This window comes from Streptomyces sp. SAS_270, from assembly GCF_052543295.1.
This window is the reverse complement of record NZ_JBMNDS010000166.1, coordinates 1-4,173: the sequence shown is the minus strand read 5'-3', so window position 1 is coordinate 4,173 and position 4,173 is coordinate 1. Positions and strand designations below refer to the sequence as shown.

Below are 4,173 nucleotides of genomic sequence, written 5' to 3'. Positions count from 1 at the left end.
GGCGACGGCCAACTGCCGTCCCCCGCCGGGCATGGCGCCGTCCCCACGAGGCGCCAGGACCACTGGGTCCGGCCGACGCCCCTGGTCGAGACCGTGGTCGAGTGTCAAGTCCCCTACTTCTCTGGCCTGCCCTCCACCTGCTCCTGGGAAGCCTCGAGCGGTGCGGGTCTGCCGCCGCCGAGGAATTCGTCACCTGCACACCGAGGGGCACCGCGGGGACACACGACGCAGCACGTCTACCGACCTGCTGACGCCTTCGACGGAACCCATGAGGACGTCTTCGCGCTCGATGCTCTGCACGTCGTCGTAGCCGACGCGGCGATGTCGACGCGCGGGGATGTGAGGAGGAGAGCATCGGCCCGGTCGTCGCCTTCGGCACCGAAGCGGAAGCGATCGAGCCGGCACACCTCGGGTGACGAGGTCGCGGCATACATCCACACAGAGGAATGGCCCGCAGGCGGGACCACGGCGGCGACCCGCGAAGGATGGATCGCACGCCTGGGCACTCGTCGCCCGTATCGAGGACGCGGGCTCGCCACAACACTCCTGGTCCGTACGCTTCATGCGCGCGCCACAGACGGCCTGACGTCAGTCGGACTCGAAGTGGGCCCCAGGAACCCCACCGCCCCTTTGACCATCTATCTGCGCACTAATTCCGCAGTGACTGCGCGACTCACCGAGTACCAGCTCACCGAAGACTGAAGCTCAAGCCCCGGACTCATTCATGAGCACCCACCGAACACGGATCTCATGTCCTGCCGGGCGCAACGAGCTCCTCACCCCAATATCCGGCGTGCACGGCCGCCGCGTCCTGGTACAGGTACGGCCCGGACACCTCTACCGTGCTCCCGCCTGCCTCGAAAACCCTGCGGCACGGCAGGTCGAGCAGTGGTTCTCTGGGGTCCGCTCCCGCGAGGACGTTCAACTCTGTGGCCGCGAGCGCGTACACGACTCGGCGGATGCCGCTCCAGTAGACGGCGCCGGAGCACATCGCACACGGTTCGGTGCTGGTGTACATGGTGGCTTCGACAAGCTGACTCGGTTCCAGCGCTCGCGAGGCCAACCTCACCAGGTTGATCTCTGCGTGCCCGGTGAGGTCGCGTTGCGTCAGCACCGTGTTCTCGGCCATGAGCAGGACGTTTCCTGTCGAGTCGGTCAACAGCGCGCCGAATGGATGGTTGCCGTTCCTGCGTGCCCGGGCCGCAAGCTCGATGGCAGAGAGCAGGTGGGTTCGGTCCAGATCGGTCAGCTTGTTCGGCGATGTCTGCACTGCACACTCCTCAGCGTTGAACCTGACTACAGGTTATACGTATGACGGTGTCTGTGACAGAGCCTCGACATTTAAGTGAGGGGCCGGGCGCCCTGTTCTCCCTCTTCCAACTCAGCGTCGCCCGGGCCCATCTGTGCGATCCGCGGGCGGCCGAGTCGGGACGCCGCGCCGTGCAATCCAGTACCGGCATCAGGTCTGCCGTTCTCGCAGATTCCCCGGACCGGGGCGGCCTTTCTATGCCCCCTGGCCCGTTCGAAGGCACCCTGGGTCATGTCCACGGCCTGGGACGCGAAGCCCCGCATCAGCGTCTGCATGGCCATCGTGGTGAGCACATAGCAGCCGAGCTGCACGTCGCCGCCGGCGCGGGCGAGGCGGAGAGCCTGGATGAAGTGCCGCTGGGCGGCATCATGCTGGCCGACATCGAAGGCCGTCCAGCCGGCGAGCCTCGACAACTCGGCGGTCACCGAGAAGAGTTCACGGCCGATCTCGTCCGAGAAGCTGCCCTGCAGCAGCGGGCCCGCGCGGTGGTCGAGGCAGTCGGTGACCGAGTTGGCCTTCCAGTTCCCGCCGCCGTGTTTCGAGTCCCACCGCCTTGCGTCGTCGGCGGCCTCGCGCAGTTCGTCGAGGTCGGCCCGGCCGACCTGCTGGCCGCCTTTGCGGCCGGCTGTCTCATCGGCGGGGTTGACGAGCCATCGGGTGACGGGGGTCACGCCTTGCGACCTTTGCGTTACGTCCGCCCAGGCGCGCCCGCCAGGCGCGCGGCGGCAGCTGACTGCTGGCCGGCGAGGGTGGTGTGGGCTGCGATTGTTCCTGGGCGCGCAGGCGCGCCGGGATGCTCAGACCGCTGAGAGCCCCGATCTCGGCAAGCGCGTCGAGGTAGGCGAACAGTGTGTGGCAGTTGTCCGGATCGGGCCAGGCCTGCCCGGCTGCTCGTACCGGGGCAGACGCGCGGCGGTAGGCCTGGTTGCGGGCCAGGACGAGCGTCCGGCGGTGTTGCGGTCGCGCTCTTGCGGTGTCGGCCGGCCCTTCGCAGCGAGTTCGCCGCGCAGTTGGCGGTAGACGGTGTCCCGGTCCAGTTCGCGTGGCTGGCCGGTGATCCCGTGCTGCAGGATGGGCAGGAGTTCGCCGGTGAAGGCGGTATAGGTCTCCCCCGGCGGTGCAAGAGCTTGTCCGTTTGCAGGAGCGGCGGCCAGCAGGTAGCTGCCGTCGATTTCCGCCTGGTCGGCCAGGAGGTCATCGCCGCCCATCAAGCCCAGGGCCCGCCCGCTGATGCAGTTCCTCGTCACGGAGTGGCTGTCCCTTCCGCTACGGAAGCGGGTGCTGTCGCTCCAGGGTGCTGACGATGCGGCCGGTCGGGAACGAGAGCCGTCCCACCGGGACGACCCATTGGGCCCACGCTGAAAGTGGTTCCGGCAGGGGCAGCCCGGCGCTGGCAGCCGCGGCAGCAACGTGATCCATGCTGCGGAGCAGAGCCTGCCACTGCTGTGCTTGAACTGGCGTCATGTGCGGATCGGCACCGTTACGCCAGGCAGCGGGCTCCCGGTGCGGGGTCAGCGTGGTCCGAAACTGCGCCCACGTTTGATCAGGGTCGCATGCTGCGGCATGGTGCAGGTGCAAAAAGAGCGCCGGCCCCAGGGACGGGTAGGAGATGAGCGCGGCGAGCAGCACCATGCTGCTCCGGTAGGGCCAGTACGTGACCGGTTGCTGTCCATTCAGCCTGCTGCCGGGCGGGGAGACGTGCTGTTCGGCGAGGTCTGCGTTGCGATGTGCATGGCGCATCGCTGTGAGTAGGCCGTAGCTGTTGGCGAACCGCTTGACCGCCCGTGGGGTGGACACCAGCAGTGGTGGGCCAAGGAGATCCATGAGCGTGATCTCGTCTGGGGTGAGGGTCAGGGGGTCGACCCGCTCCACGACGCGGGCGGCGGGCAGCTCTGCCCAGGCATCGGACGGCTGGGTGTGTTCCTCACTGTCCGTCTCAGGTGCAGGAGCCTGCGGCTCGGTTGGTGGCACTGCTGTGTCCGCCTCCGGGGGTGTGGGGGTGGCTGGTGTCTCCGGCGTTTGGGCAGTTGTCGTGCCGACCAATGTCCGTAACAGCCGCTGGTATCCGTTCGTGTTGAGGGGCGGCAGGGTGAGAACCACCTGGAAGATCTTTTCCAGGTACTGGGTCGGGGTTGAGCGCCACAGTTCCTCGTCGTCGGGGTCGACCGAGCTCCCTTCCTCGGTTTCGTCCTGCGCGAGAGGCGAGGGCACGTCCACCAGTTCGCGGTAGTGCGAAGCAATGGAGCGCAGGAGCCATCGGGGATCGACGGCTACCACGACAACGAACAGCTCGACGGCCAGCAGCAGATGGATGGCCTCCAGCATCTCGACGACGCGCTGTGGCGGGCAGCGATCAAGATCGTCGATATAGAGGATGATCCGGTCGATCCTCGGCAGTTCGTCATCTACTTCATCGGCACGTGCCCCGCCGCTGTGGTCAGGCTGACCACCAGAGGCATCGCTGCCGGGAACCTCCGTTCCGTCTGCCAAGTCACGGCCTGGGCCCTGGGCGTGAGTGGGGATCGCCCGCTCCTGCGTGGCACTTGCCAGGAGTTCGGCCATGCGCTGGAAATCCTCGCGGATCTGTGTCATCACTCCAAGGCGGCCCCGGTAGCTGCCCTCCGTGGCCCGCTCTATGGCCAGTCCTGCCAACTGCCCGGCGGCCGTCAGGTTCTGCAGCTGTGTTTCGAACGCGTGGACCTCGGCTTCGGCGACCTCCGCGGCCGTCTCCATGCGCTGGCGCTGCTGCGTTCCGTACCGAAGGGCTGAGGGGCCACGAAGTTTCCGGACAGGGATCCAATAGGGTTGTCCTGAACAGGAAACGAGGAAGAAGTGGCGCCACCCAGCAAGTACTCGCCGGAGTT

General features: G+C 67.2%; 4 protein-coding genes and 1 pseudogene. 1 reads left to right on the top strand and 4 read right to left on the bottom strand.

Annotation, left to right across the window (positions count from 1 at the left end; genetic code table 11):
- Positions 1 to 321: 321 nt before the first annotated feature.
- Positions 322 to 702, top strand: a complete 381-nt coding sequence (locus ACN6LB_RS45590; protein WP_445031066.1) for a GNAT family N-acetyltransferase — start codon at positions 322 to 324, stop codon at positions 700 to 702.
- A gap of 46 nt (positions 703 to 748) precedes the next feature.
- Here the strand turns inward: ACN6LB_RS45590 and ACN6LB_RS45585 are convergent, their stop codons facing one another.
- From ACN6LB_RS45585 to ACN6LB_RS45570, 4 genes and pseudogenes are all read right to left on the bottom strand, one after another.
- Positions 749 to 1,270: a nucleoside deaminase gene (locus ACN6LB_RS45585; RefSeq protein ID WP_445031065.1), complete on the bottom strand. Its 522-nt coding sequence runs from the start codon at positions 1,268 to 1,270 to the stop codon at positions 749 to 751.
- A gap of 221 nt (positions 1,271 to 1,491) precedes the next feature.
- A pseudogene (locus tag ACN6LB_RS45580) lies at positions 1,492 to 1,977 on the bottom strand (sporulation protein); the annotation flags it as partial.
- Between the two features lie 129 nt (positions 1,978 to 2,106).
- A complete protein-coding gene (locus ACN6LB_RS45575; protein ID WP_445031064.1) occupies positions 2,107 to 2,556 on the bottom strand; it encodes a hypothetical protein in 450 nt (149 codons plus the stop codon).
- 19 nt (positions 2,557 to 2,575) lie between these two features.
- Positions 2,576 to 4,042: a P-loop NTPase fold protein gene (locus ACN6LB_RS45570; RefSeq protein WP_445031063.1), complete on the bottom strand. Its 1,467-nt coding sequence runs from the start codon at positions 4,040 to 4,042 to the stop codon at positions 2,576 to 2,578.
- Between the last annotated feature and the right edge of the window lie 131 nt (positions 4,043 to 4,173).